The organism is Salmonella sp. SAL03688, from assembly GCF_046551895.1.
Lineage (GTDB): Bacteria > Pseudomonadota > Gammaproteobacteria > Enterobacterales > Enterobacteriaceae > Salmonella > Salmonella enterica.
Genome location: NZ_JBGDVI010000026.1, coordinates 33081 through 57950 on the forward strand (window position 1 = coordinate 33081; position 24870 = coordinate 57950).

Annotated in this window: 25 protein-coding genes, 2 pseudogenes and 1 other annotated feature; of the genes and pseudogenes, 8 read left to right on the forward strand and 19 right to left on the reverse strand. The window is 54.7% G+C overall.

The genetic code is table 11. The annotated features are described in order from the left end of the window. Positions 1–97: 97 nt before the first annotated feature. The 6 genes from ACLJR2_RS20650 to rbsK form a co-directional block, all read right to left on the reverse strand. Complete coding sequence (locus tag ACLJR2_RS20650; protein ID WP_000948164.1) at positions 98–1426, reverse strand: MFS transporter; 1329 nt, start codon at positions 1424–1426, stop codon at positions 98–100. A gap of 9 nt (positions 1427–1435) precedes the next feature. After that, a complete protein-coding gene (gene uhpB, locus ACLJR2_RS20655) occupies positions 1436–2938 on the reverse strand; it encodes a signal transduction histidine-protein kinase/phosphatase UhpB (protein ID WP_001091262.1) in 1503 nt (500 codons plus the stop codon). Beyond that, the gene (uhpA, locus tag ACLJR2_RS20660; protein WP_000633672.1) at positions 2938–3528 is read right to left on the reverse strand and encodes a transcriptional regulator UhpA; all 591 of its coding nucleotides are present in this window, start codon (positions 3526–3528) and stop codon (positions 2938–2940) included. Before uhpA ends, uhpB begins: the two co-directional genes overlap by 1 nt. Positions 3529–3602: 74 nt before the next feature. Then, positions 3603–4616, reverse strand: a complete 1014-nt coding sequence (locus ACLJR2_RS20665) for an aldose 1-epimerase family protein (protein ID WP_001533839.1) — start codon at positions 4614–4616, stop codon at positions 3603–3605. Positions 4617–4627: 11 nt separating this feature from the next. Then, complete coding sequence (gene fucP / locus ACLJR2_RS20670; protein WP_000998359.1) at positions 4628–5944, reverse strand: L-fucose:H+ symporter permease; 1317 nt, start codon at positions 5942–5944, stop codon at positions 4628–4630. Between the two features lie 30 nt (positions 5945–5974). Then, a complete protein-coding gene (rbsK, locus tag ACLJR2_RS20675; RefSeq protein WP_000350272.1) occupies positions 5975–6895 on the reverse strand; it encodes a ribokinase in 921 nt (306 codons plus the stop codon). Positions 6896–7219: 324 nt separating this feature from the next. On the opposite strand from rbsK, the gene ACLJR2_RS20680 reads away from it, so the two are divergent. Continuing rightward, positions 7220–8005 (forward strand): DeoR family transcriptional regulator, encoded by a 786-nt coding sequence (locus ACLJR2_RS20680; protein WP_000448641.1) that lies wholly within the window; start codon positions 7220–7222, stop codon positions 8003–8005. 1 nt (position 8006) lies between these two features. Here the strand turns inward: ACLJR2_RS20680 and ilvN are convergent, their stop codons facing one another. The 3 genes from ilvN to ivbL all read right to left on the reverse strand — a co-directional run bounded on the left by ilvN (position 8007) and on the right by ivbL (position 10194). Beyond that, on the reverse strand, positions 8007–8297 hold the full coding sequence (gene ilvN, locus ACLJR2_RS20685; RefSeq protein ID WP_001171826.1) for an acetolactate synthase small subunit: 291 nt from the start codon (positions 8295–8297) through the stop codon (positions 8007–8009). A gap of 3 nt (positions 8298–8300) precedes the next feature. Beyond that, on the reverse strand, positions 8301–9989 hold the full coding sequence (ilvB, locus tag ACLJR2_RS20690) for an acetolactate synthase large subunit (protein ID WP_000168441.1): 1689 nt from the start codon (positions 9987–9989) through the stop codon (positions 8301–8303). Between the two features lie 106 nt (positions 9990–10095). Continuing rightward, positions 10096–10194 (reverse strand): ilvB operon leader peptide IvbL, encoded by a 99-nt coding sequence (gene ivbL / locus ACLJR2_RS20695; protein WP_001541152.1) that lies wholly within the window; start codon positions 10192–10194, stop codon positions 10096–10098. A gap of 522 nt (positions 10195–10716) precedes the next feature. On the opposite strand from ivbL, the pseudogene ACLJR2_RS20700 reads away from it, so the two are divergent. The 4 genes and pseudogenes from ACLJR2_RS20700 (at position 10717) to emrD (ending at position 13257) form a co-directional block, all read left to right on the forward strand. Beyond that, positions 10717–10831: pseudogene (locus tag ACLJR2_RS20700) on the forward strand (hypothetical protein). Then, on the forward strand, positions 10828–10917 hold the full coding sequence (gene tisB, locus ACLJR2_RS20705) for a type I toxin-antitoxin system toxin TisB (protein WP_000117642.1): 90 nt from the start codon (positions 10828–10830) through the stop codon (positions 10915–10917). Before ACLJR2_RS20700 ends, tisB begins: the two are co-directional and overlap by 4 nt. 92 nt (positions 10918–11009) lie before the next feature. After that, positions 11010–11870, forward strand: a complete 861-nt coding sequence (locus tag ACLJR2_RS20710) for a DMT family transporter (RefSeq protein WP_001531658.1) — start codon at positions 11010–11012, stop codon at positions 11868–11870. A 202-nt stretch (positions 11871–12072) separates the two neighbouring features. Beyond that, the gene (gene emrD / locus ACLJR2_RS20715; RefSeq protein WP_000828737.1) at positions 12073–13257 is read left to right on the forward strand and encodes a multidrug efflux MFS transporter EmrD; all 1185 of its coding nucleotides are present in this window, start codon (positions 12073–12075) and stop codon (positions 13255–13257) included. On the opposite strand, the gene ACLJR2_RS20720 is transcribed toward emrD, so the two are convergent. Continuing rightward, a complete protein-coding gene (locus ACLJR2_RS20720) occupies positions 13184–14269 on the reverse strand; it encodes a cellulase family glycosylhydrolase (protein ID WP_000238924.1) in 1086 nt (361 codons plus the stop codon). The genes emrD and ACLJR2_RS20720 overlap by 74 nt on opposite strands. A 63-nt stretch (positions 14270–14332) precedes the next feature. Continuing rightward, positions 14333–15256, reverse strand: coding sequence for a DNA-binding transcriptional regulator DsdC (dsdC, locus tag ACLJR2_RS20725; protein ID WP_001522218.1), 924 nt, complete (start codon positions 15254–15256; stop codon positions 14333–14335). A 225-nt stretch (positions 15257–15481) separates the two neighbouring features. On the opposite strand from dsdC, the gene dsdX reads away from it, so the two are divergent. Together dsdX and dsdA are read left to right on the forward strand one after the other, a co-directional pair. Then, a complete protein-coding gene (gene dsdX, locus ACLJR2_RS20730; protein ID WP_000543314.1) occupies positions 15482–16819 on the forward strand; it encodes a D-serine transporter DsdX in 1338 nt (445 codons plus the stop codon). A 17-nt stretch (positions 16820–16836) separates the two neighbouring features. Further along, positions 16837–18159 (forward strand): D-serine ammonia-lyase, encoded by a 1323-nt coding sequence (dsdA, locus tag ACLJR2_RS20735; RefSeq protein ID WP_000427991.1) that lies wholly within the window; start codon positions 16837–16839, stop codon positions 18157–18159. 81 nt (positions 18160–18240) lie between these two features. Here dsdA and ACLJR2_RS20740 read toward each other — a convergent pair whose 3' ends face one another. The 6 genes from ACLJR2_RS20740 to ibpA all read right to left on the reverse strand — a co-directional run bounded on the left by ACLJR2_RS20740 (position 18241) and on the right by ibpA (position 22711). Beyond that, positions 18241–18771: a radical SAM protein gene (locus tag ACLJR2_RS20740; protein ID WP_000147839.1), complete on the reverse strand. Its 531-nt coding sequence runs from the start codon at positions 18769–18771 to the stop codon at positions 18241–18243. Beyond that, on the reverse strand, positions 18768–19130 hold the full coding sequence (locus tag ACLJR2_RS20745; protein WP_001113454.1) for a DUF202 domain-containing protein: 363 nt from the start codon (positions 19128–19130) through the stop codon (positions 18768–18770). The genes ACLJR2_RS20740 and ACLJR2_RS20745 overlap by 4 nt, the downstream gene beginning before the upstream one ends. Further along, a complete protein-coding gene (locus ACLJR2_RS20750) occupies positions 19120–19467 on the reverse strand; it encodes a YidH family protein (RefSeq protein WP_000703964.1) in 348 nt (115 codons plus the stop codon). The genes ACLJR2_RS20745 and ACLJR2_RS20750 overlap by 11 nt, the downstream gene beginning before the upstream one ends. A gap of 442 nt (positions 19468–19909) precedes the next feature. Further along, positions 19910–21571 (reverse strand): putative transporter, encoded by a 1662-nt coding sequence (locus tag ACLJR2_RS20755; RefSeq protein WP_001279793.1) that lies wholly within the window; start codon positions 21569–21571, stop codon positions 19910–19912. A 188-nt stretch (positions 21572–21759) separates the two neighbouring features. Beyond that, positions 21760–22188 (reverse strand): small heat shock chaperone IbpB, encoded by a 429-nt coding sequence (gene ibpB / locus ACLJR2_RS20760; RefSeq protein ID WP_001246918.1) that lies wholly within the window; start codon positions 22186–22188, stop codon positions 21760–21762. A gap of 109 nt (positions 22189–22297) precedes the next feature. Further along, complete coding sequence (gene ibpA, locus ACLJR2_RS20765) at positions 22298–22711, reverse strand: small heat shock chaperone IbpA (RefSeq protein ID WP_001532742.1); 414 nt, start codon at positions 22709–22711, stop codon at positions 22298–22300. Then, positions 22705–22778: a sequence feature (ROSE (Repression Of Heat Shock gene Expression) occurs in the 5'-region of heat shock genes and acts as an RNA thermometer to modulate expression.), on the reverse strand. It overlaps the preceding gene by 7 nt. 242 nt (positions 22779–23020) lie before the next feature. Here ibpA and ACLJR2_RS20770 point away from each other — a divergent pair. Next, positions 23021–23353 carry a YceK/YidQ family lipoprotein gene (locus ACLJR2_RS20770; protein ID WP_001581211.1) on the forward strand — a complete coding sequence of 111 codons (333 nt, stop codon included), beginning with the start codon at positions 23021–23023 and terminating at the stop codon, positions 23351–23353. Position 23354: 1 nt separating this feature from the next. On the opposite strand, the gene ACLJR2_RS20775 is transcribed toward ACLJR2_RS20770, so the two are convergent. Together ACLJR2_RS20775 and ACLJR2_RS20780 are read right to left on the reverse strand one after the other, a co-directional pair. Beyond that, entirely contained in the window at positions 23355–24581 is a 1227-nt protein-coding gene (locus tag ACLJR2_RS20775; RefSeq protein ID WP_000809940.1) for a DUF3748 domain-containing protein, read from the reverse strand. A 121-nt stretch (positions 24582–24702) separates the two neighbouring features. After that, positions 24703–24870: pseudogene (locus ACLJR2_RS20780) on the reverse strand (cytochrome C biogenesis protein); the annotation flags it as partial.

Sequence of the window (24870 nt, forward strand, 5' to 3'; positions counted from 1 at the left end):
GTAAAAATCCACAGGAAAAGTGGCCTGCGACAGCGTCCAGGCAAAACCGGGAAAATTTCTTAGTTTTGCCCCATTCAGCGCAAAAAGGTGAGGTGCATCACGCTTCGCTGGTCTCGCGCGGGGCCTGAGCGTTCAGAAATGGCAACAGCAATAGCGCGGAGATCCCCGCCGCGATGGCGATGACCGCAAAAAAACCGGTCCAGTGCCAGATCTCCAGCACTTTCGCTAACGGCCAGCCGGAAAGCGACGCGCCGAGATAGGCGAACAGGCCGACAAAGCCGGTGGCCGCGCCCGCCGCCTCTTTATGCGAGCACTCCGCCGCCGCCATGCCAATGAGCATCTGCGGGCCGAAGACAAAGAAACCGGTGGTGAAGAAACAGGCCGCCTGCATGACGTAGCTGGCGAACGGCATCAGCCACAGCGACCCCACAGAGAGCAAAATCCCGGCAGCGAAGATTAAATTCATCGGTCCGCGGTTGCCGTTGAAGAGTTTGTCCGAGCCCCAGCCCGCCACCAGCGCGCCGATAAATCCCCCCAGCTCAAACATCGATACTGCCGTGTTGGCCGTGACCAAATCCACGCCCAGCGTCTCGGACATATACAGGTTGCCCCAGTCGTTGATCGCCGCGCGCACCACGTACACTAAGACATAACACAGCGAAAGCAGCCAGATATAGGGATTCAACAGCACATATTTAGCGAGGATTTCTTTGCGACTTAGCCCCGCGCCCTCTTGCTGTTGGGCGACCTCCAGCGCATCGTGCCGCCAGTCGCCTACCGGCGGTAAACCAATCGCCTGCGGACGGTCGCGCAGCCGCCAGCAGAGGACCATGCCCACCCCGATGGCAAGCAATCCGGCCACCATCATTCCGACGCGCCAGCCATAATGCAGGGCGACAGCGGCCATAACGAGAGGGATCAGCGCCCCGCCGACATTGTGCGCGGTGTTCCATAACGCCCACCAGCCGCCGCGCTCGGTACGCGAGTACCAGGCGGTCAGCAAACGGGCGCAAACCGGCGATCCAAACCCCTGGAAAAAGGCGTTCAGCGCCCATAGCAGAGCAAAGGCCCACAGCGAGGTCGAGAAGCCGAACAGAATATTCACTACGCCGGTCGCAATCAGCCCGATGCCCATAAAATAGCGAGCGTTAGAGCGATCGCTAACGATGCCGGAGACAAATTTCGACACCCCGTAGGTGATGTAAAACAGCGTCGCCAGCAGGCCGATATCGCTGCGACTCAGTATGCCGCTGGCAAGGATTTCCGGCGCGGCGGCGTTAAAGCTTTTACGGGTGAAATAGAACAGCGCGTAACCCAACCAAATGGTGATCAGGATATGCCGCCGCCAGTAGCGATAGCGGGCGTCAACCTCGTGCTTATCGGTGATGAGCGGCGCGTTGGCCGGGGCTTTTAAAAACGAAAGCATTATCCTTCCTTAAACGTAACGCTGGGGCAACGAGACGCTCACCCGCGTACCGTGGGTACAAGAGATGGTTAGCGTCCCGCCGAGCGCCGACACGCGTTCGCGCATTCCGGTCAGGCCGAAGCCCTGCTGGTGAGAGCCCGGCGGCAGGCCGCTGCCGTCATCCTCAATCACCAGCATCAGCCGCTCATCCTGCTGCCAGCCCTGGAGCGTCACCGCGCTGGCATTGGCATGTTTTACGATGTTATTCAGCCCTTCCTGACAGACGCGAAACAGCGTCACGCGCTGACTTTCACTCAGCGCCGTTTCGTCAATTCGCCAGTCGAGGTGACTGACAATACCGCGGCTTTCCAGCTCCATTTCGCGCAGCAACGAACGGATGGCCTGCGCCAGCGTTAAGTCGTCTAGCTGACGCGGGCGCAAGCGCCCCAGCAGGCGACGCACGGCGTCATACACACCCAGCGAAAGCTGCTCGATAAGTTGCCCGCTCTGCTTCACGCCGCCGTTATCCGCCGCCAGTCGTTGCACAATGCCCGCCTGGGTACGAATCGCGGTGATGGTCTGTCCGATGTCATCGTGCAGCTCACGCGCAACATCGCGCCGCACGCTCTCTTCGGTCTCCAGAAGACGCTCCGCCAGCCGATGGTTGCGCGCCAGCTCCTTTTGCAACGACTGGTTCAGCTCGCGCAGGCGCTGAATGCCCGCGCCAAGCAGTAGCCCGGTCAGGCTTTGCGCCAACAGCGAAAGTAATAAATCGACGGGATGATCGTGCCAGGTCTGGCTGGCGATCAGCGCGATAGCGTTCATCAGTGTGGCAATGAGCGCGCCCTGCCAGCCATAATGCCAGGCGAGCGCGATAATCGGCAACGCCAGGCAGAACGGCGTGAAGCGCGAAAGTTCAGCAGGTAACCCCAGTTGCAGCCACAGACTGACGATAAACAGCAGCAGATACCAGATCAGATGCCGCCCGCGCCAGTTTACCGGCTGCGATACCAGCGATGGTCCCAGCGGCAGCCAGGTAGTGCTGGTGAGATAGTGCCAGAAAACCAGGCAGATGGGGGCCAGCGTCAGACCACCCGTGAGGGTCAGCAGTAGCGCGTTCCATGCCGCTTCCCCCTGCCCCAGCCAGGGCAGGGATTGCAGTAGCGCCGCGGCGGTGAGGGCCGCGCCCTGAAGCAATAACGTGCGCCAGTCGCGCTGATGGCGGTAACGCGAAGTCAGCGCCACGGGCAGTAGCGTTAACACACTACCGATCATCAAAAGCGGCAGATGGGCCAGCGCAACTTCCTGCGCCAACCAGTACACCAGCAGCCACTCCGCGCCCAGCAATACTGGCCAGTAACCGCGCGGACATTGCAGCATAAGTCCCAGGCGCAGGCCGAAGGGAAAGAGCAGCGCCGCCAGCTCCGGGCGCTCTACCAGATGCAGGCTGATGCTCCACAGGCAGAACCACGCGGCGGAGAAAATAAAAAAGCAGGCAACAACGGTGATTAAACGGGAAAAAAAGGTGTTCATTACCAACCGTCAAACATGCGATGCGCCAGTTCAACGTCATTGCTGACGCCTAATTTTTCCAGCAGATTCGCGCGATGGACATGCACCGTTTTTGGCGACAGCCCCAGCTCGGCGGCAATCTCTTTTACCGCCATACCCTGGGCGAGTTTTTCCGCCACCTGACGCTCGCGTTTGGTTAGCGGATCTTGCCGACCCGCCGCCAGTTTCACGGCAATATCGGGGGTCAAATAGCAGCCGCCCGTCGCCACCGTATGCACCGCGGCGATCAGTTCATCCGGACTACAGCGTTTAGAGAGGAAACCGCGCGCGCCGGCGTTCAACGCCTGTTCCACCAGCGCCGGGCTATCGTGAACCGAGAGCATGATCGTCGCCATCCCTTTTGGCAGTTGGCTTAGCAGCTCCAGTCCGGAAATATCCGGCATCGAGATATCGCAGATACACACCTGTACGCCGCGCCCCGGTAAGCCTGCCAACGCTTCGCGCCCGGAACCAAATTCGGCGACCACCTGCAAATCAGGTTCCAGCCCCAGTAGCTGTGCAAAGCCGGAGCGGACGATAAGGTGGTCGTCGATAAGGGCAACGGTGATCATGGGTTCTGTCCTGATGGATAAAAAAAACGCGCTTACCTTAACGATAAGCGCGCGGCTGTTCAAGCCTTGAGCGGTCAGACAATGCCTGTCGTGACGGTGAACGTCCGGGCTTGCTGCGGTTCCAGTTGAAGCAAGGTTCCATTTCGCTGCGCCGCGAGAAAACCTTCAGGCCGACAGGTCGCGGGCAGGGCAAAGGCGGCAACCTGCTGATCGCCGTTATAAAGAATCCAGCGGGTCACGTAATTCAGCTCCGCGCTGGCGAAACGTGTCACGAACGTGGTGCCATCCGGGGCGATCATACTGAATTCCGGGGTATCCGTGTACTTGTCCAGTTCATCGGCGAAGAACACGATTTCCGGGTCGTAAAAGCCAGGCTCGTTGAGCGTTGCCAGCGAGGCTTCACCCTGCAAAAGCCGTTGATTAAACGCCAGCCACTGCGCCGTGGGTTTGACATGCGCCGGCACCGACTCGCGTAGCTTCAGCGCGGTATCCGGGATATTCTGGCGGAACGTGGCGTTCGGCACATAGGCATAGTTCATGTGGCACATGTACTGTAGCGGCATGGCGACTGAAGCCAGGTTAGTCACGGTCATCTGAATATCAAACAGCGCGCTTGCTTTACGCATTACCACCGCAGGTTGCGCCTGATAATGATGACCGAACCCCATCACATACTCGTAGCGCCCGGTCACGCGCAGACTGTCGCCCTCTAACTCCAGCCAGGCGTCGTCCATGGCAGCGCAGGGCATCTCGCCGTGCAGCGGATGTGTATCTTCCGGCGACGGGCAGCCATTCGCCAATAGTCCGGAATGGAAAGCAAAGCAACCATACGTTGCCACCACTTCCGCAGCCGGCTTCGGCTGGCGGAACATGTTGCGCATAGTCAGGTCATGACCGTCAAACTGCGCGTCCCAAATCATCTGCCCCATCCAGGGCAGAATCACCAGATGACCGCGGCTGTTTTGTATTTTCAGTCCTTCCACGCCGCTGGCGTAACGAAACGCCGTAACCGTAAAATCATCATTTTCCAGCAAGATACGCGGCTGCTCGCTAAAAAGCTCCCGCCATAATGTAATACGTGTTGTCATGGTTGATCTCCTCAGGACGCGGCGACTTCAGCCAGGTTGCCGCGCACTTTGCTTTCGCGCCAGAAGTAAACGCCAACGTAAACAAAGCACAGCATGGAAACCAGGAATGAGAGCTGTAACGAGTGGAACATGTCCGCCACGTAGCCCTGAATCGCGGGAACCACCGCCGCGCCGACAATCGCCATCACGATGACCGCCCCCGCCATTTCGGTATGCTCGTTATCGACGGTATCGAGCGTTCCGGCATAAATGGTCGCCCAGCAGGGGCCAAACAGAACACTGACCAGCACCGCCACGTATACCGCGCTAAAGCTGGGCGCCAGCGCTACATAGGCCAGGAACAGCGCGCCGATCACAGAGTAAAGGATCAGGACTTTTTCCGGGTTAAAGCGTGTCATCAGAATGTTGGCGATAAACTTGCCGATAAAAAAGCAGGCGAAGCTGTAGACCATAAAGGTTGAGGCATCGCGCTCATTGATATCGCCTAACTCCAGCGCCAGACGGATAGTGAACGACCAGACCGCCACCTGCATTCCCACATACAGGAACTGCGCCACAATACCGCGACGGAAGCGGGCGTTGCTGGCGAGATAGCGTAGCGTATCCAGCGCCGAGGGGCGTTTATGACTCGCGGTTTGCGCGACTTTACAGGTCGGGAAACGCGTCAGCAGGAACAGTACCATCACCACTACCAGAACCATAATCATGTACTTATAGGGTTCCAGAGTGTTTTCCAGCATCAGCACCTTGAAGTTGTGGACTTGCTCGGCATTCATGCCCGCCATCTGTTTTTCCAGGCTTTCCCCTTCGGAAAAGACCAGATACTTACCCAATAAAATGCCTGCCGCCGCGCCGATCGGATAAAAGGTCTGGCTGATATTCAGCCGCAGCGTGGCGTAGGCTTTCGGCCCGATCATCGAACTGTAGGTATTCGCCGCCGTTTCCAGGAAACTCAGGCCAATCGCAATGGCGAAAATCGCCGCGAGGAACATGGTGTAGGTCGCCATGTGCGACGCCGGGAAAAAGAGCGTACAGCCGACAATGTATAGCGTCAGGCCGATAAGTATCGCCACTTTATAACTGGTTTTTTTAATGACCAGCGAGGCCGGAATAGCAATTAAAAAATAACCGCCATAAAAGGCGCTTTGTACTAATGCCGAAGCAAAGTTGCTCAGCGAAAATACACTTTTAAATTGCGTAATCAGAATATCATTTAACGCGGCTGCGCATCCCCATAATGGGAATAAACAGGATAACAAAATAAACTGGAACAGAGGTGTCTTATTCAGATACCCGTCGGGCATCTGAACGATGTTTTTATCGTTCATAGTGCTACCTTTAACAGTGCAGGGTGATTGTTATTCGTTCAACGAAAGATACTCATTAAATTGCTCAATACTTGGATAAGAGGATTGGGTGCCTTTCCCGGTGACGCTGAAAGCGGCAAAGAGGACGGCTTTTTTCATGGCGGCTTCCACATCCCCGCTCTGGACGTAGTAATGCGCGAAACAGCCGATAAAGGCATCGCCCGCGCCGCTGGTATCGACAGCGTTCACTCTAAACGCCGGGACATGGACTTCCTGGTCACGCGTCATCCACAGCGCGCCTTTCTCACCCATGGTGACGATAATATTGTTCAGCCCTTTATCCACCAGCGAACGTGCCGCTGCGCGAATATGGTCATAGGTATCCACTGGCATACCGGTTAATATTTCCAGCTCGGTTTCATTGGGTACAAAGAAATCGCATTTACAGGCATAAGACATATCTAATTCCCGTAATGCTGGCGCAGGGTTTAATAACACTTCAATCCCATGTTTCTTGCCAAATTCTATTGCGTGATAAACCGTTTCAAGCTGAACTTCCAGTTGCAGAACAATAAGCTGGCATTTTTTTAAATCTTCCGCCGCGCGATCGATATCTTCCGGCGAGAGAAACTTGTTGGCGCCTTTGATGATCAGAATGCTGTTGCTGGAGTTGGCGTTGACGAAAATCGGCGCTACGCCGCTGCTGGTACACGGTACTTTTTCTACATACGTCGTATTGATCCCCCAGGATTCGAGATTACGAATGGTGTTGTCGGCAAAAATATCGTCGCCCACCTTGGTCAACATCAATACTTTTGAATTGAGCTTAGCGGCCGCCACGGCCTGGTTCGCCCCTTTTCCGCCGCAGCCGATTTTAAACGCCGGCGCTTCCAGAGTTTCCCCTTCTTTAGGCATCTGGTTGGTATAGGTGATAAGGTCCACCATGTTAGAGCCAATAACCGCGATATCCATTTTACTCCCTCTCAGAAATCGTCACACGACAATGATATTAAAATAACATTACCATGTTACTTCCGTATCATTTGTGACTATGATCGCGATTAGAGGATCATTTTGCCATTTACTGCGTGAACAATCCCTGGCGGAACATACGCGCATCAAATCATTTTTAGGGTTACAATTTACTGAAAATTAACTATTTATTGTTATAAAACGCGAATAAACCCACTTTTATTTCCTGACAGCCAGACGTATAGTAGTGCCACACTGTAATGTTCTCAGAAACACATAAATGTTACTGATGGAACATAACAACATGATTTGTGGAGAGGGTGAATGGAGACCAAGCAAAAAGAACGTATCCGACGCTTGATGGAGTTACTGAAAAAGACCGATCGAATCCATCTGAAAGACGCCGCGCGGATGCTGGAAGTTTCGGTGATGACCATTCGCCGCGATCTCAGCCAGGATGATGACCCTTTACCGCTGACGCTGCTCGGCGGCTATATCGTCATGGTAAATAAGCCTACGTCTTCAACCAATATGCCGCTGCCGGCGAAAAAGACGCATCATAGGGACGACCTTCCCGTTGCGATCCTGGCCGCCGGCCTGGTGCGTGAAAACGATTTGGTTTTTTTTGATAACGGTCCGGAAATGCCATTAGTTATCAGCATGATACCGGATGATATTACCTTTACCGGGATTTGCTACTCGCATCGGGTATTTATCGCGCTGAATGAAAAGCCTAATGCCACGGCGATTTTGTGCGGCGGCACCTATCGGGCCAAGAGCGATGCCTTTTATGATGCCAATAATCCTTCGGCGCTGGATTCGCTCAATCCGCGCAAAGTGTTTATTTCCGCCAGCGGCGTACATGAACATTTTGGCGTGAGCTGGTTTAACCCGGATGATCTTGCCGCCAAACGTAAAGCGATGGAGCGCGGTCTGCGCAAAATTTTGCTGGCGCGTCACGCCCTGTTTGATGAGGTCGCGCCTGCCAGCATTGGTCCGCTTTCTGCCTTTGATGTCCTGATTAGCGATCGCCCATTACCGACAGATTATGCCGCTCACTGTCGGAATGGTTCCGTCAAAGTCATCACGCCTGATTCGGAAAGTGAATAACTTACTCAAAAAAGACGGCAATTTTATTGAACATGGTGGGATCGGACTGGTTTCGTACCACCTTCGCCACGTCTTCCAGTTTATCGATCTGACTGATCATCTGTTCAAGCCGCTGATCGTCATTGACCAGAAGCCAGATGCGGCTCTGATCGCTGCCCTGAATCGGTAAACAGAGAATACCCTCAACGTTGAAAGCGCGTCGGGCGAACAGCCCGCAGACGTGGGTCATCACGCCAGGATGGTTGCGAACGGTCAGCTCCAGAATAACGTTATCATGTGATTGTTTCTGCATGGCTTATTCCTCCACCATCTCTGTATTTGCCGCGCCCGGCGGCACCATCGGATACACTTTTTCTTCTGCATCAATGCGCACATGGATCAACGCCGGTCCAGGACGACGAATGATAGCCTGCAACGCCGCCTGCGGATCGGATTCGTTATTCAAATCACAGGTATCCAGACCAAACCCGGCGGCAATCTGCATAAAGTTGATGCTTCCCGGATAGGTTGCCGCAAAAACGCCCTGTTTATAGAACAGACTCTGTTGCTGATGTACCAATCCCAGCGCGTCGTTATTCATCAGGATAATTTTCACATCCAACTGGTTTTCACTGGCGGTAGCCATCTCCTGAATATTCATCATCAAACTACCGTCACCGGAAAAACACAGCACCTTGTTGCCCGGATTCGCCAGCGCCGCGCCAATCGCCGCGGGCAGACCAAACCCCATGGTGCCCAGCCCGCCGGAAGTCAGCCACTGACGCGGACGGTTGAGTGGATAAGCCTGCGCGGTCCACATCTGATGCTGACCTACGTCAGTGGTAATAATCGCGTTGTCGTCCACACAGGCGGCGACCGCATTAATCAGCCCATAGTGACTAAGCGGGTTATTTTCCTGGGGAATACTGCAAGGGAATTCTTGCTGCAAGTCCGCCACCAACTGATGCCATGCTTCCCGCGGCTGTGCCTCGATATGGGGAATTAACTGTGCCAGTACATCATCGACATCCGCCTGAATAGCCACATGCGGCTGCTTAATTTTGCCTAACTCGGCGCGATCGATATCCACATGGATGATTTTGGCGTTCGGACAAAACTGCTCCGTTTTGCCAATCGCCCGGTCATCAAAACGCGCGCCCAGGACAATCAGTAAATCGGCCTCTTGCAGAATAAAATTGGTACTGCGCGCGCCGTGCATCCCCAGCATTCCTAACGACAGCGGATGCGCCTTAGGCAGCATTCCCAGCGCCATTAAGGTCATTGTCGTCGGCAGTTGCGCTTTTTCCGCCAGTTCGCGCACGCGTGTCGGCGCATTGATCACGCCGCCGCCCAGATACAGCACCGGACGCTTCGCCGCGTTAATCATTGCGGCGGCCTCGCGGATACTCTCCGCGCTAAACTCCGGCGGGGGTGATTTTTCCGCCGGCGACGGCAACGCATCCAGCTCAATTGTCGCCGTCTGCACATCTTTAGGAACGTCTATCCACACCGGGCCGGGACGTCCCGACTGCGCCAGACGAAAAGCATCGCTCATCACCTGAGGCAGCTCGTTGATATTTCTGACCAGATAGTTGTGCTTGGTGATGGGGATAGAGATACCGTAGGTATCCACTTCCTGAAACGCGTCAGTACCGATCATGGACGCCGGAACCTGCCCGGTAATGCAGATTAACGGAATGGAATCCAGGCGTGCATCGGCAATGGCCGTGACCAGATTGGTCGCGCCCGGCCCGCTACAGGCCATACAAACAGCAGGTTTACCCTCCGTTCGCGCCATCCCCTGCGCAATAAACCCCGCGCCTTGTTCGTGGCGCGCCAGAATATGACGGATTTGCGTGCTTTGGCTTAACGCGTCGTAAACGGGGAGGATCGAACCGCCGGGAATGCCGGTGACGATACGAATCCCCTGGCGCTCCAGAAAATGAACAATAAATTCCGCGCCCGTAAAGCGCTGAGGTGTAGATGTTGTGCCCGAACTTGCCATGCTCCATTCCTTTTATTCTGAGCCGACGTTCCGGGAAGGTGTCTTAAACAAAAAACCCCGCCCGGTTTGCGCCGGCGGGGTTTTGGAATCGTGTGTGTTCCGGACCCTACGGCGCATTGCCGACGACCACCACCACACGCACGACGACCACTGCGCGAGATGGCGCAGTTGTTAGTAGGGTCGCGTTCAGCATGGAAGGGTTCATTAGGGGCCTTGTCTGTTTGTTATTAACACGTTTTATACAAGCACAGCGCTTTCAGCATGACAACGGAAAAGTTTTCATCTGCACAAAAATGCGTCAGCGATCACATTTTTCTACGAATTTACACGCTTTGAGTATAGGCGTGATAAGCGTAGCGCCCTCCGGTAATCGCCGGGATTGATGATCACACGTTTCACAATGCCGGAAAACAAAAAACCTCGCCGAAGCGAGGTTCTTACAGCGTAATGCGGGTGGTAGCCGCGAAGCACACTGTGTTATGTCAACAGCAGAAGTATACGCGTTCTGTGCAGAACGCGCAATTTCGGCGCGAATTTTGATGAATTTGAGTATGGATCAGAAGCTCCGTTCTGTCTATAAATTACTGTTCATTTATACAGTACTTAACTATAATGTCTTTGACACAATGTGTTATGCGGGGGCCGCATCGTAAACCGGCGCAACGAAGTCCTGGCTGAAACGGGTGGTGCCGTCAGCGCCTTAACCCCCTCGTGAGCACACTGTGTTATGTCAACACGCACACTATTCCTCGCAAAAGGGATCGCGTGCGCAACAGCTGGCAACAGGCAGCGGAAAGGTACGTCGGCTGGCAGTGCTCCTTAACCACAGGAGACGCGTATGAGCGTAGTGGATATCACCATTCTTATCCTGAAACTCATTGTTGCAGCACTGCAACTGCTTGATGCTGTTCTGAAATACCTTAAGTAATTCAGATTCAAGCCGCACCGAAGGGGAGCGGGCAACCGCTCCCCTTTCACCTTATCCGCTGGTCTTTCGCTTCTCGGGTATGTTACGTTTTTATGACACCCTCAACGACGCCTGACGCTATGACCCTTTCCGTTTTCTGCATTTTGCTGTTCGCCGCGCTGCTACATGCCAGCTGGAACGCCATTGTCAAAGCGGGAAACGATAAGCTCTACGCCGCGATCGGCGTCAGCGGTTCCGCGGCGGTCATGGCATTGATCCTTTTGCCCTTCTCGCCGCAGCCAGCTCACGCCAGTATCCCTTTTTTAGCGGCCTCTACCGCGCTCCAGGTGGTGTATACCGTCCTGGTGGCGAAAACCTATCAGGTCTCGGACATGAGCCAGACCTATCCTCTTATGCGCGGCACCGCGCCGCTGCTGGTGGCGCTCATTAGCGTTCTGTTTCTTGGCGACAGCCTGTCGTCGATGGCCTGGGTCGGCATCGCAGTGATCTGCATGGCGATACTTGGGATGGCCTGTAATGGCCGCGCCAGCTCTCAACGTGGTGTCGTGCTGGCATTAACTAACGCCTGTTTTATTGCCGGATATACGCTGGTGGACGGGACCGGCGTAAGACTCTCCGAAACGGCGCTGGGCTATACGCTATGGTCATTTTTTCTCAACGGCGCCTGCCTGTTAACCTGGGCGATGATTGCGCGGCGGCGGGAAGCGTCGCGTTATCTGGCGCAACAGTGGAAAAAAGGCATTTTTGGCGGGATTGGCACTATGGGATCTTATGGGCTGGCGCTATGGGCCATGACCCAGGCGCCGCTGGCGGTGGTCGCCGCGCTGCGTGAGACGTCGATTTTATTCGGCGCGCTGATAGCCTGGCTGTTGCTTAAAGAGAAAGTGGCCGGGCTACGTCTGGTGGCGGCAGGCGGGATTGCCCTCGGGGCGATTTTACTCCGTCTGTCATGATCGCCCAATAACAGCCGCAGACGTAACACATTCTCGGCAACATTTGTTGCCGCTTTTGTTTACATATCCTGCCGTTCCTTCGCCTGCCATTACTGGTCGCTGTCTGGCCTTCTTTTTCTGGTGTGATAGATTCCTCTCGCATTTATGGGAATGCGCAGCAAGTTATTCTTATTTTTTCTTTTTTTGAAAAGTAATCAGCGAAATGAAAAGGCAGAGAAACGTCAATTTGTTGTTGATGTTGGTGTTACTGGTAGCCGTAGGGCAGATGGCGCAAACCATTTATATTCCCGCCATCGCCGATATGGCACAAGCGCTAAACGTCCGGGAAGGCGCCGTCCAGAGCGTAATGGCTGCTTACCTCCTGACCTACGGCGTCTCGCAACTGTTTTACGGCCCGCTTTCCGACCGGGTTGGGCGCCGCCCGGTAATCCTCGTCGGCATGTCTATTTTTATGGTAGCGACTCTGTTCGCCATGACCACGCATAGTTTGACGGTGTTGATTGCCGCCAGCGCCATGCAAGGGATGGGAACCGGCGTTGGCGGAGTAATGGCGAGAACGCTCCCGCGCGATCTGTATGAAGGAACGCAACTTCGTCACGCCAATAGCCTGTTAAATATGGGGATTCTGGTCAGCCCGCTGTTAGCGCCGCTGATTGGCGGTCTGCTGGATACCCTGTGGAACTGGCGCGCGTGTTACGCTTTCCTGCTGGTGCTTTGCGCTGGCGTCACCTTCAGCATGGCGCGCTGGATGCCGGAAACCCGCCCTGCCGGCGCGCCGCGCACACGGCTGATCGCCAGCTATAAAACGCTGTTTGGCAACGGCGCATTTAACTGTTACCTGCTGATGCTAATCGGCGGGCTGGCTGGCATTGCGGTCTTTGAAGCCTGTTCCGGCGTGCTGATGGGGGCAGTATTAGGTCTCAGCAGTATGGTGGTAAGCATTCTGTTTATTCTGCCGATTCCGGCGGCGTTCTTCGGAGCCTGGTTTGCCGGACGCCCGAATAAACGCTTCTCAACCCTGATGTGGCAGTCAGTTATTTGCTGTCTGCTGGCAGGCCTTATGATGTGGATTCCCGGCTGGTTTGGCGTGATGAACGTCTGGACGCTACTCATCCCCGCTGCGCTGTTTTTCTTCGGCGCCGGGATGTTATTTCCACTGGCCACCAGCGGCGCGATGGAGCCGTTTCCATTCCTCGCAGGCACCGCTGGCGCGCTGGTCGGCGGGCTGCAAAATATTGGTTCCGGCGTACTGGCGTGGCTTTCGGCAATGCTGCCGCAAACCGGTCAGGGCAGTCTGGGATTGCTGATGACCCTTATGGGATTGCTGATCCTGGCGTGCTGGCTGCCGCTGGCGTCACGGATATCGCATCAGGGGCAGACGGTTTAACGTTTCCCTCGCCCGGCTTTTTGCCGGGCGTTTCACATTCCGGCGCGATCATCGCATTGAGCAGGGGCTCCTGCGCCGGACGCCACGCTCCTTCTTCGCCGTCATAAAACTGAGTATCCGCGTTTATCGCATACGGGATATGCGCTTTTTTCAGCTCGCAGGCCATAAAACGGGCAAACGCGAACTGTGAAGCGACCGGCGTCATTTTTATCGACTCTCCCGGCGCCCATCCGCCCACCCAGCTTGCATGGCCGGTCTTATGCTGCCAGCGAACCGCAGCGTTAATCCGTGCCCGAATTGCCGCTTTTTCCGCCGCCGTGCCTGACGTCCACGGATATTTACCGCCGCTTTTCAGGGGTCCCCACGGGAAGATGTGCCACTCCGCCAGTACATAGTTCTGGCTTTGCGCCGGCAGTTTAAGCGCCGACAAATCCTCCGGCGCGGCGCGCATGCGGGGGGCAACGAAAATCATCCGCTGTGGGTCAATGGCGTGAATCAGGCGGATGGTTTTGTCATATACGCGATTCAGCGACGCCATATTATGATTGAGTTTGTCGGCAGGCTCATAAATGAGATCGAACCCCAGAAGCGGGGATGTCTGACCAAAATAGCGCGCGACCACGCTCCACCAGTTGATCAGCTCCTTTTCATGGCTGGCGCTGGGATCGGTTTTATACGCATCCGCCTGATAGGCAATAATGGGTATGACGCCATAGTATTCGCAGGCTTCTACCAGCTTACGCAAATGGATGAGGCGCGCTTCCGTCGGCGCGCCTGCCACACGAATACGGACATGCGTTAACCCTTTTGCCTTAAAATCCCGCACGACCAGCGGATCAAACTCGCGGATACCCCGTTCCGTTCGCGCCCAGTCAACATCCATCCCAACGCCAAGCTGCTGCGCATAGCGCGCCGCCGTCAAAGGCATCGGTTTCGCATAGACGACCGCGCTGGTCAGCATGAGAGAGGCAATAAGCGGTTTAAACACGACGCCCCCTAAAATTTTTACCACGGTGATAGCACGTATTTAGCATATTCACTCCCGGCAGGTGTAGCGACAAAGCGTAATAAATCTTCACACCTGTTCCTGCAACCAGCGAATAAATGCCTCGATTTTCGGCCACTGCCTGCCAGGCAGAGTGGTGACATAATAATGCTGATGACATTTCAGCCTCATGTCACCAAAAGGCGCAATCAGTTCTCCGCTGTCGAGACGCTTTTGCACCAGCCGTTTACGCCCCATCGCCACGCCAATGTGGTTCATCGCGGCAATCACCGCTAAATCAGAACGATCGAAGCCAATGCCGGATGAATCCGGCAAATTTACTGCAAAATGCTGCGCCCAACTGTGCCACTCATCGGTGCCCGAATCGTTACTCCACGCCTGTCTGTCGTGTAAGAGCGTACAGTGCCGCAGGTTATTCAGGTTGTCCTGCAAGGCGAAACGATGGGCGTAATCCGGGCTGCAAACGGGCAAAATCGCCTCATCCATTAAAAAATGGTGCGTGAGCTGCGCCGACGGCGCATCGTCAAAATAGATAGCCAGGTCAATGCCGGCACGCTGTAGGTTAACGTTATCGTTGCCGGTCAGCATAGTGAGAGAAATTGACGGATAGCGACGGGTAAAGTCCCCCAGCGCGGGTACCAGCCAGCACTGGGCGATAGAGGGACGGGAATACACGGTCAACGTGCCGGACAGTTCCTGATTTTTGATATCGAGGATTTCCTGATTCAACGTATCCAGCGACGATTTCAGCGCCCAGAATACCCGTTTGCCTTCATGGGTAAGCTCCACTTTACGGTGAGAGCGGACAAATAGCTGGATTCCCAACTCGGCTTCCAGTTGATTGATACGATGACTTACCGCACTGGGGCTTAACGACAGCTCATCTGCCGCCAGAGCAAAGGACTGGTGTCTGGCCGCGACTTCAAAAGTATAGAGTTTGGATAACTGCCAGCCGTTGAGTAAGCGGTTTCGGGTATCGCGAAGGGGTTCCATGGCAACCTCAGTCATCTTTTAATTTCCCGAAGTGTAAAAAAACACGCTGAAAAAATCCGCACATAGATGAAGCAAAATGAACCATATCGCAAAATAAAGGCAATATTAGATGGAAATCACATAGTTGATTCAATTTACATCATGTGAATGGCAAATTATATCGTTTGTCAAGGGGTGCTGTTTTTCTGTCCAATAAGAACAGATTAATCACAGGGTAGGTGAGATATGCACGCTCAAATCTGGGTAGTGAGCACGCTGCTGATCAGCATCGTGTTAATCGTATTGACCATCGTGAAGTTTAAATTCCACCCCTTCCTGGCGTTACTGCTCGCCAGTTTCTTTGTCGGCGCGATGATGGGCATGGGGCCGCTGGAGATGGTCACGGCGATAGAAAACGGAATAGGCGGTACGCTCGGTTTTCTGGCCGCCGTTATCGGTCTTGGCACCATCCTCGGCAAAATGATGGAGGTTTCCGGCGCGGCGGAACGCATCGGGCTTACGCTCCAGCGCTGCCGCTGGCTCTCTGCTGACGTGATCATGGTACTGGTGGGGCTGATTTGCGGTATCACGTTGTTCGTGGAAGTGGGCGTCGTGTTGCTCATCCCACTGGCGTTTTCTATCGCTAAAAAAACCCATACCTCGCTGCTGAAGCTGGCCATTCCGCTGTGTACCGCGCTGATGGCCGTCCATTGCGTGGTACCGCCGCATCCGGCTGCGCTGTTTGTCGCAAATAAACTGGGGGCGGATATCGGCTCGGTGATTGTCTACGGTCTACTGGTCGGGCTGATGGCCTCATTGGTCGGCGGCCCGCTGTTCTTAAAGTTTCTGGGTAATCGTCTGCCGTTCAAGCCCGTACCGACAGAGTTTGCGGATCTTGAAGTGCGCGCCGAAAACACCCTGCCGTCGCTGGGCGCAACGCTGTTTACCGTTCTGCTGCCGATTGGCCTGATGCTGGTGAAAACCGTCGCTGAACTGAATATGGCGAAAGACGGCACGTTGTATACGCTGCTGGAGTTTATCGGTAATCCGATCACCGCAATGTTTATCGCTGTCTTTGTGGCGTATTACATACTCGGTCTGCGCCAGCATATGGGTATGGGCACACTACTTACCCACACCGAAAACGGCTTTGGCGCCATTGCGAACATCCTGCTGATTATCGGCGCGGGCGGCGCGTTCAACGCCATTCTCAAAAGTAGCGGGCTGGCGGACACGCTGGCGGTGATCCTCTCAAATATGCATATGCACCCGATTCTGCTGGCATGGCTGGTAGCGCTGATTCTGCACGCGGCGGTCGGCTCTGCGACGGTGGCGATGATGGGCGCCACGGCGATTGTTGCGCCCATGCTGCCGCTCTATCCTGACGTCAGCCCGGAGATCATTGCGATTGCCATTGGTTCCGGCGCCATTGGCTGCACGATCGTGACCGATTCCCTGTTCTGGCTGGTCAAGCAGTATTGCGGCGCTACGCTGAATGAAACGTTTAAATACTATACGACGGCCACGTTTATCGCATCTGTCGTTGCACTGGCTGGCACATTCCTGCTTTCCTTTATCATCTGATCGTAAAGAGACGTACTATGGAAAACATACAAAAGCTCATCGCCCGGTATCCTTTGGTCGAGGATCTGGTCGCCCTCAAAGAAACCACCTGGTTTAACCCGGGCGCCACCTCTCTTGCACAAGGTCTACCGTATGTCGGCCTGACGGAGCAGGACGTAAACGCCGCCCATGACCGTCTGGCGCGCTTTGCGCCGTATCTGGCGAAAGCGTTTCCGCAAACCGCCGCCGCTGGCGGCATGATCGAATCTGACGTGGTCGCTATTCCGGCCATGCAAAAACGGCTGGAAAAAGAGTATGGGCAAACGATCGACGGTGAAATGCTGTTAAAAAAAGACAGTCACCTGGCAATCTCTGGTTCCATTAAAGCGCGCGGCGGCATCTACGAGGTGCTAACGCACGCGGAAAAACTGGCGCTGGAGGCGGGTCTGTTAACCACCGACGATGACTATAGCGTGTTGCTTTCGCCGGAATTTAAACAATTCTTCAGCCAGTACAGTATCGCCGTCGGTTCAACCGGCAATCTGGGGCTATCGATCGGTATCATGAGCGCCTGCATCGGTTTTAAAGTGACGGTACATATGTCTGCCGACGCCCGCGCCTGGAAAAAAGCGAAGCTGCGTAGCCACGGCGTGACGGTCGTAGAATACGAAGATGATTACGGCGTGGCGGTTGAGCAGGGCCGAAAAGCAGCGCAATCCGATCCAAACTGTTTCTTTATCGACGATGAAAACTCTCGCACGCTATTTCTGGGCTATGCGGTAGCGGGTCAGCGTCTGAAAGCGCAATTCGCGCAGCAGGGACGCGTCGTTGACGCCAGTCACCCACTGTTTGTTTATCTACCGTGCGGCGTTGGCGGCGGCCCTGGCGGCGTCGCCTTTGGCCTGAAACTGGCGTTTGGCGACAACGTCCACTGTTTCTTTGCCGAACCGACCCATTCACCCTGTATGTTACTCGGCGTTTATACCGGTCTGCACGATGCCATCTCAGTACAAGATATCGGTATTGATAACCTGACGGCGGCTGACGGCCTGGCGGTAGGTCGTGCTTCGGGCTTTGTTGGTCGGGCAATGGAGCGTCTGCTTGACGGCCTCTATACCTTAGACGATCAAACAATGTATGACATGCTGGGCTGGCTGGCGCAGGAGGAAGGAATTCGACTGGAGCCATCAGCTCTGGCGGGGATGGCCGGGCCACAGCGCATTTGCGCCTCCGTCGCGTATCAGCAAAGGCATGGATTCAGTCAGACGCAGCTCGGCAACGCGACGCATCTGGTATGGGCAACCGGGGGCGGCATGGTGCCGGAGGATGAAATGGAACAATACCTGGCAAAAGGACGCTAATACTCGCTCAGTGCCGGAAAGACGGCTACGCCATCCGGCACGCCATCGCCTGATGGCGCTACGCTTATCAGGCCTGTAACGTTAACGCAGCATCGCCATCAACTCCTCAGGCGAGCGATGCTGTTTCAGTAAATCCCGCATCACCCGCATATGCGGCGAGGAGTAGTTAAAAAAGGTCTGGTAGCCCTCGCAAAGCTGATTTTTCCCCTGGCTATCCCGATGCTCAGGGCATCCGCCGCCGCAAAATCGTAATAAAGAGCACTTCTGACATTCAGCGCTTAGCGGCGCCTTGTCCGGCGCTTCAACGCCATCCTTGCCGCCGCACCACTGCTGTAGCGTCTCATCAAAAAGGCGAACCGAGATACGCTGAATATCTTCACGTACCCAGATATCAAATACGCTATTTAAAAACCGCCCCCAGTCTGCTGAACACAATGAATCCTCGGTCAACATTCCGTTCCGGCCATGTTCCAACAATGGGATAAAATGGACATTGCGAATGCCGAGCCGTTGTAAGTTACGGTACAGTTGCTGAGGGCGCTGGCTATTCTGGCGATTTACGACGACCTGAATCTGGTCATCACTCACGACAATGTCCTGACGTCCTGTCATATAAAATTCCCGATAAATGCAATAAGTTGGCGAATATGGGTAACAGCAAACAGGATTGCGAGCGACAACACCGCGAGGGAGATCAAAAATTTGTCACGCACGACATGAGTTTCGGAAAAATCGCTATGCGCAACATCCATCAAATTACGACTCAGGGTATAACGCCAAAGAATCACCGCCACTATCGCCAGAACGCTGATTGACACCCAGAACAAGAACCCCGCCTGATGCCAGTGGTGCCTGACGGCTAACGCCATTAACGCCCCGTATCCCAGCAGCGTGCGAAACCAGGCCAGCGACGTACGCTCCGGTTGCAGTCCCGGATCGTTCTGCCGACGGGCTTTACGACTATCCGGCATACAGTACCAGCCCCATCACTATCACCGCGACAATCATCAAAATAACGCTGATGATCAACAGGCTATGGGTATAAGGCAAATCCTCTTTCAGGCGCATCGCTTTTTCATTACGTAACCAGCGTAGATAGCCATAAATCGCCAGGCCGCCCGCAAACAGACACAACAGTAGCGCCAGCAGTTCACGGATCACCGGCGTGGCAAAATCCGGGGCGAGCTGATCAAGACCGACGCCTGCCGCCAGAAATCCCAGCGAGGTGCGAATCCACGCCAGAAAGGTGCGCTCATTTGCCAGTGAGAAGCGATAATCCGGCGCTTCTCCGAGGCGGGAAATCTTCATGACGACTCCTTTTACGTTCTTATGTATTCCCGTTCGTTTTCAGAATACCACTCACGTTGTTGCTGATATGCTTCACATTATCCCGCAGCAAGGGAATCTTATTGCAAAATAACTGTAGTTCACTGGTGACGTGTTTCGGCGCAACCGCGCTCATTGCCGCTATTTTTCATTTCAGTTGCGACCTTTTTCAACGCCACCGCCAGGAAAGGCATTATTGCCGAATTAAAAGCTGAAAAACTACCCGTCGCGACGAAAAAAAAGGCGATGAAGATTGATAACTAACTGAAAAAATTGGAATTATGCTCGTTGCCATTACGCTGATTAGCGCGTTCATTGAGGAAGGAGATAAGAAGAAGAGCAGAAGTGTGACCGGTGCGGCGCGCGTTATCCAGCCTGGATTTAACACAGTGCGTAGGCTGGATAAGCAACGCGCCATCAGGCGCTAACCCATTCCCCAAAAAATCACCGCCAGCAGTTGTGGCGTGATAATACGCAGGAACATCACTAACGGATAGACGGTCGCGTAAGAGAGCGCCGCCGCGCCGCTGGTGGCATGAAGATTGTTGGCAAATGCCAGCGCTGGCGGATCGGTCATCGAACCGGCCAGCATCCCGCACAGCGTCAGATAGTTCATTTTGGCAAAAATCCGCGCCAGCAAACCGACGGTAATCAGCGGAATAGCGGTGATGAAAATACCATAGCCAATCCAGCTTAATCCTTCGCCCTGCGTCAGCGTATCGACAAAATCGCCGCCGGATTTCAGCCCAACGACCGCCAGAAACAAAACGATGCCTAACTCACGCAGCGCGAGGTTGGCGCTCGGCGGCATAAACCAGTACAGCTTACCGATGCTGCCGATACGCCCCAAAATTAGCGCCATGATCAGCGGCCCGCCGGCCAGCCCCAGTTTTAACGCGACCGGGAATCCCGGCACAAACAACGGGATTGACCCAAGCAGAACCCCTAATCCGATGCCGATAAACACCGGCAGCATCTGCACCTGCTGGAGTTTTTGCTGCGCGTTGCCGACCACATTGGCTACCGCATCAATCGAGGCAGGACGCCCCACCAGATTGAGAATGTCGCCAAACTGCAGGCTGGCGTCGCTACTGGCGACCAGCTCAACGCCCGCGCGGTTAAGACGGGAGATAACCACGTCATAACGCTCTTTAAAGTGCAAATCGCGGATACGTTTGCCGAGCACTTTTTCGTTGGTGACGACCACACGCTCGACGCGTAAATCCGTGCCGCGCGTCGACAACGAGGTGTCCACTTCCTTGCCGATCACCAGTTGCGCGTTATGCAGGTCGGTAGATTGGCCGACGAGGTGCAGCAGGTCGCCTGCCTGGATAATCGTCCCCGGCGACGGCACCATCAGCGTGTCGTCGCGTTTCAGGCGTGAGCAAATGATTTTATCGCTGTTCAGGATCGGCACATCCTGGATAGCCATATTATTGAGGTTCGGATTCTCGACACGGATATTCATTGTTTGAATTAATGAATGACCGTTAGCGAGAGAGGATTCGTGCTTCTGCGCCTCCGCCTCGACGTTAACGCGAAAAATCAGCCGCATCAGCCACATGGTGAGCAAAATACCGCAGATGCCAAACGGATACGCCATCGCATAGCTCATCCCCATCTGATCCACCAGATCCACTGGCGTTCCCAGATCGCGCAGGATTTGCTGACCCGCCCCTAACGCAGGCGTATTGGTGACTGCGCCGGAGAAAATCCCCAGCACCACTGGCAGCGGAATAGCGAAAATTTTATGCAGAATCGCGGTGACTAACCCGCCCATAATCACAATCAAAACAGCAAACAGATTGAGACGCAGCCCGGAAACGCGCAGCGAGGCGAAAAACCCCGGCCCCACCTGTATGCCGATGGTATAAACAAAAAGGATCAGGCCGAATTCCTGGATAAAGTGCAGCATATCGCCGCTCAGCGTCACCCCAGCCTGATCGACGAAGTGGCCGACGATAATACCGCCGAACAGAACGCCGCCAATACCAAAGCCGACACCGCGCACTTTAATGTTGCCGATCCATAAACCGACAACCGCCACCAACGCCAGAACGCTGACCGTCAATGCGATATCACTCATCTTTTCTTCCCTGTGAGTAACATTTCAATTTATAGGGATTATGACTGAACCGTTAAGGCATATATACAGCATGGCGCACATTCTCATGTTACAAAACCGCCCAGACGTCCTGACTTCGGCAGCGTCTTACCCTTTTTCGTGGCACAAAAAAGCCCCGCCATCTCTGGCGGGGCAAGGCAAGGAGCTCATTAGCTATTTAATGCGGAGCGTTCGTTAATGGCGATACGCTGCGGCGCAATGGTTTCCGGCTCGTTGCGGGTTAAATCAATATGCAGCAGGCCGTTGGTAAACATCGCGCCGGAAACTTCCATATTTTCAGCCAGCGTAAAGCTCAGGCTAAAAGGCTGCATGACCAGGCCCTGATGTAACCATTTGGGCTCGTTTTCCGGCTGTTCCGGCGTGCCTTTCACCGTCAGGCGCGTGCCTTCCAGTTGAATATCCAGATCTTCCTGACGGAAACCGGCTAACGCTAAGGTAATGCGATAATGGTTATCGTCGCTTTTTTCGATGTTATAGGGCGGGAAGCTCTGGCTTTCGCCGCTGTTTTGCAGCGCATTGGCCAGCTTGTCAAAACCGATCCATTGACGCAGCAGTGGGGATAAATCGTAGTTACGCATAATCATTTCTCCTTCTAAGAAGCGAGTTTTTACCTTCACACTTTACGTGCGAATATGCTCCCTGACGGCGAGCATGGGATGACAGGCCGCGCAACGCGACCCGACGGAATCAGTTAATTTCGATACGGCGCGGTTTGTTCGCTTCCGGAATCACGCGCTCCAGTTCGATATACAGCAGCCCGTTGACCAGGTTTGCGCCGCGAACGTGAATGTTCTCCGCTAACTGGAACTTACGTTCAAAGTTACGCTCGGCAATGCCCTGATACAGGTAAGTACGTTCTTTCTGCTCGTCCGCATGAGCGCCTTTTACCACCAGTAAATTATCCTGGGCGGTAATCTCCAGTTCGCTTTCCGCGAAACCGGCAACGGCAATGGCGATGCGGTAGTGGTTTTCGTCTACCAGCTCAACGTTGTACGGAGGGTAGCCGCCATTACTTTGGCTTTGGTTATTTTCAAGCAGGTTAAACAGACGGTCAAAACCAATGGCAGAACGGTACAGCGGGGATAAATCAAAGTTACGCATAATCATAAACTCCTGAAATCAGCGAGAATGTCAGACCTTCCATCATGGACAGGCCAGGATTGCCAGAACACCCATCAGGCGTGCCCTTCTATTCACTACGTCTTATAAATGGGTCTGAATACGTACTTTTCAAGTATTTTAATCCGACTTTTTTTTGCAGTTTATTGGCTATTGCATAGACTGGTTGGGACAGCACTGATTGTTAAAGTGCGATTACCGCCACAGTGCCACGTACTGGTGATGTTATTTTTAGCAACGGATCGCTATAACTCATCATGCAAATAACGACAACCAACAGATGAATGAGTGATGATAAAAAACGTGTGGTTAACGCTGATAATATGGAATGGGATGCTTTTATTAAGCGGTTGTTCAAGCGTCATGTCGCACACCGGCGGTAAAGAGGGTACTTATCCTGGCACGCGCGCCAGCGCTACGATGATCGGTAACGATGAGACAAACTGGGGCACAAAATCGTTGGCCATCCTGGATATGCCGTTTACCGCCGTGATGGATACGATCCTTCTGCCGTGGGACATCTTCCGCAAAGACAGTTCGGTAAGATCGCGCGTAGAGAAAAGCGAGGAGGAGACGAAAATGACCAATGCCGTCATCCCCCCGGCGAAGATGCCTCCTCCCTGATTTATCGCCCGGTTTCCGTCACCCATAGCTGACGGAACCCTTTCACCTCTTCCATCCATGCGACGTGTCGCCCATCCGGTGAAAAAACGACGGCGTCCGCAGACGGCGGGTTGTCGTGCCTGGCGGTTAAGAAGTCGATCCTCCCACTTTGTGCGTCGCAGCAGGCAATCCGATTTTCCAGCACCAGTCCCAGCCATTTACCCGACGGATGCCAGTTAAACGCTGACTGTACGCCGGTCGCATGATGCGTTAACTGCCGGGGCTCGCCTCCCTGCGGCGATATCAGCCACAGTTGCGCTACGCCGTTATCGTCCCGCATCAAAAAGGCGATCGCCGTCGCCTGCGGATTACTGCGGACCCAGTGGCGTGGTTCGTTAGTGAGTCCCGGATAAACACGCTGGTGAGTGAAGGTAAGACGCCGCTGAACTACGCCCAACGGCGGCGATGGCATTGTTGATTCGGTTCCCGTCAGCGGCGTGTCGCCTGCCTGTTTCCAGCCGTTTTCATGACACGGTAAATCGACAATAAACAGCTCCGGGACTTTTTGGCCCGTCAGCGACAGCGTATCGCCAATAAAGGCGATCTGGCGGTTGCCCACCCAGCCCTCTTCATAGGCGCGGTTAATGTCATCACTGCCAGGTCTCGGCGCAGGCGTCGTGCGGCTAACCAGTACGCACCAGTAGCTACCGCTGTATTCGCGCGCATGCTGAACCGGCACCGTAACCGGCCCATACGGCACGGCCACGCCGACATTACGCAGATCCAGCGCCGGATCTCGCTCATGCAGAACGTGGTCATTATAGGTAAAACTCACCAGCTCGCCGTTCGGGCTAAATACATGGACGTGGCTGCCGCCGCGCAGCGCGCCGGGAGTATACGGCGCAGTAATATCCATCGCATCGAGGTTAGTCACGCCCCCCGGCGTTGCAATAACGCCCCGGCGGTGGTGGAAATCGTAATGCCACGTCTCATCAGGGTTTTCAGGGCCATGAATAAACACATAGTGATTGTCGGCAGGATGCACCGTCACCACGCCGACATGCGCACCCTGCACGGCGCGATAAATCACCTCCACGTCGCCGGTATGCACATTGACACGCTCAATGGTCTTGCCCGTAAATGACGCGCCTGAAGGCCGTACATCAAAGACCAGCCACTGGCTGTCAGGCGTCCAGGTATTGGTGTTGGTAAGCTGGTGATGGCGCGGCGTAAAGGTGATTTGTTTCATAGGATGTCCTGATAAGAGACGATGCTCGTCATCATACTGCACACGGGCTTCACTTTCAGGCTTTAGCGTATCGTTGGGATAGCCAGGCCCGATGGCGCCGCGCCACCGGGCCGTCAGGGTCTTATTTCTCCTGCGCCAGCCGGATACTGCGCTCTATCACCGCCCGCCGGGCGTCACCCGCCGGCAGCAGCTTCAGCATCATCTCCCAGGCCGCCACCGCCTCGCCAAAGCGCTGCTGCTCAAAGGCGCTGAACGCATACAGGCTTAACACCCGGATATCCGTGTGGTC